The organism is Bartonella sp. AP331QHHD (genome assembly GCF_042195905.1).
Taxonomy (GTDB): domain Bacteria; phylum Pseudomonadota; class Alphaproteobacteria; order Rhizobiales; family Rhizobiaceae; genus Bartonella.
In genome coordinates this window covers 1-1929 of the sequence record NZ_JBHIPG010000054.1, presented here as the reverse complement: position 1 = coordinate 1929, position 1929 = coordinate 1, and the positions used below count along the sequence as shown (strand labels likewise).

The window sequence follows — 1929 nt, the reverse complement described above, 5'->3', positions numbered from 1 at the left end:
AACGTAAGATTTTTTATTTCTAAGAGCGCTTAGCACCTTCTGTTCTAGATTAGAGTTATCCGTATAAGCAGCAAGGTATGGGGCTTTTTCTGTTTCTTTCGAAACCCTATTCAAATCTCTTTGCGATTGTTCAACATTGTGCTCTTGTTTTTCAAATCTACTAAAAGCTGTCTTTGTATTCTCCAAAAGGGTCGTAATTTTTACCTTTTGTTTTTGCGATAATTCTTTATTGGTCTCAATGTAAGAGGAAACTTTTTCTCCTAGACTTTGCAAAACGTCAACATTTTTATTTTTTGTAAATTCAGTAAGGTTCTTACGAATAAGCTCAGACAGTAATTCAGAAGTACCATAAAGTGCCTCAATTGATGCCTTTGTCATTTCCTCTCGCGTGATACCGTCCCAGTTGATATTATAACCAACTTCACGAGCAAGTTGACCAATAAATTCACGCTGAGTACGTCCATTTCCCTCTCGAAACGGATGCAACGCATTTATTTCACCCATGTAATATCCAGCTCTCCGGCTGAATTCATCCGCATCAAGACCACGCAGATATTGTTCTTTGGCAAGCTGCTGTGTAATCTTCGGTGCATAGCTTTCAATCTGATGATGATAAGCAAATAAACAACCACCTTTGGTAATATCTATTGAACGGATCTTTCCTGCCCATTCATAGACGTCACCAAATAGCTTCTTGTGAATGTCTTTCATATGATTGAGATCAAACTCACCCCTAATAGGAGTACTATCAAGTTCATAAGACCTTATATAAGCAAAAGCAGACTCCAGACTGCTTAGTGTGGCTTGGTCTTTAATACCAAGCCGATTATACATCACACCAGTTTTAGGATCAGTATAAGGATCGTTTGTATTCTCATACTTCACCACGTTTTATCCGTTCCATAAGATCCTTGATTACATCACTTGTTTCAAGTTCTCCAATAATAACCCGCTCCATCTGAGAAACGACCTGTGAATCTGGCTCCAACCCCTCTAAACGTTGACTTGCTAATGCATTTTTAGCAGCAAAGCGACGTCGCTTAATTTCCTCTTCACTCAACATATAAAATCCTCCTTTATGCTGTTAAAGCCTTTTTAAGAGCACGATTTACAGCTTCTGGCTCGTTTTCAATGACAGAAAGCAATATCTTAGAAGATGTATCGATAGAATATCGTCCTTGTTCCCAATCACGAATACGACCGACAGAAAAGCCAAACCGTGCTGCAAATTGTGTCTGCGTTAAACCAATATTTTTTCTAATTTTTTTTACATCAATCTTTGCAGGAATATGAATACCAAACTTTGCGATATCAGCTTCACCTTTAGCATAGGAAAGAGCCTCACGTGCACCTTGTAATATACGTGATCCTGCTTTATTTGCCTTATCCATCATTTCTCCTTTTTGTATTCGTCTAAGAGTGCGGTTAAAATCCACTTAAGTTCATTTCTTTCTGCCTTGGTTAAATTTCCTTGAGACGATTTGCTGTAAACATCTAAAAGAAAAACCGGAATATCTTTACCACCAAAAAAAGTAATAATCCTATATCCGCCACTTTTACCTTTATGTTTTGTTGGAAACCGAACTTTTCTAGCGCCACCCGTACCTTGCATAAGATCTCCGGCATTTGGATTAGCTGCAATAAAAGAAACTATATCAAATAATTCCTCAGGCGATATACCTTCCTCTTTTGCAGAAATGAGATAAGCTGTTGTTTCAATGACTGTTTGCATATATTTTATATATACGGGATACCCGTATTATTGTCAAGCAAAAATATAGATCACTCTTACCTTACCGTATCACATCTTTTGATCTTGCACGCGCTATCGCATTGATTTGCTCCTGTTGTCTCTGTTGCAAAAATTTAACTGCTGTTTGAAGCTCGTTCACAAGCTTTTTATCTTGAGGCTGATTTTGGGGTATTGCT

At 37.7% G+C, this 1929-nt stretch carries 4 protein-coding genes; all 4 read right to left on the bottom strand.

Features of this window, described 5'->3' with window-relative positions; translation table 11 throughout:
* Nucleotides 1-888, bottom strand: an 888-nt coding sequence (locus ACFIMS_RS07240) for a Fic family protein (protein WP_375696539.1), incomplete at its 3' end; no start/stop codon positions are given.
* Nucleotides 875-1063 (bottom strand): antitoxin VbhA family protein, encoded by a 189-nt coding sequence (locus ACFIMS_RS07235; protein ID WP_375618982.1) that lies wholly within the window; start codon nt 1061-1063, stop codon nt 875-877. The genes ACFIMS_RS07235 and ACFIMS_RS07240, both read right to left, overlap by 14 nt.
* A 13-nt stretch (nt 1064-1076) precedes the next feature.
* Nucleotides 1077-1391, bottom strand: coding sequence for a helix-turn-helix domain-containing protein (locus tag ACFIMS_RS07230; RefSeq protein ID WP_375696538.1), 315 nt, complete (start codon nt 1389-1391; stop codon nt 1077-1079).
* Nucleotides 1391-1732 (bottom strand): type II toxin-antitoxin system RelE/ParE family toxin, encoded by a 342-nt coding sequence (locus ACFIMS_RS07225; RefSeq protein ID WP_375618980.1) that lies wholly within the window; start codon nt 1730-1732, stop codon nt 1391-1393. The genes ACFIMS_RS07230 and ACFIMS_RS07225 overlap by 1 nt, the downstream gene beginning before the upstream one ends.
* Nucleotides 1733-1929 lie beyond the last annotated feature (197 nt).

Bases quoted from the DNA above. Each gene is read 5' to 3' on its own strand.
- ACFIMS_RS07235 (WP_375618982.1), bottom strand. From the start codon at position 1,063: ATGTTGAGTGAAGAGGAAATTAAGCGACGTCGCTTTGCTGCTAAAAAT.
- ACFIMS_RS07230 (WP_375696538.1), bottom strand. From the start codon at position 1,391: ATGGATAAGGCAAATAAAGCAGGATCACGTATATTACAAGGTGCACGT.
- ACFIMS_RS07225 (WP_375618980.1), bottom strand. From the start codon at position 1,732: ATGCAAACAGTCATTGAAACAACAGCTTATCTCATTTCTGCAAAAGAG.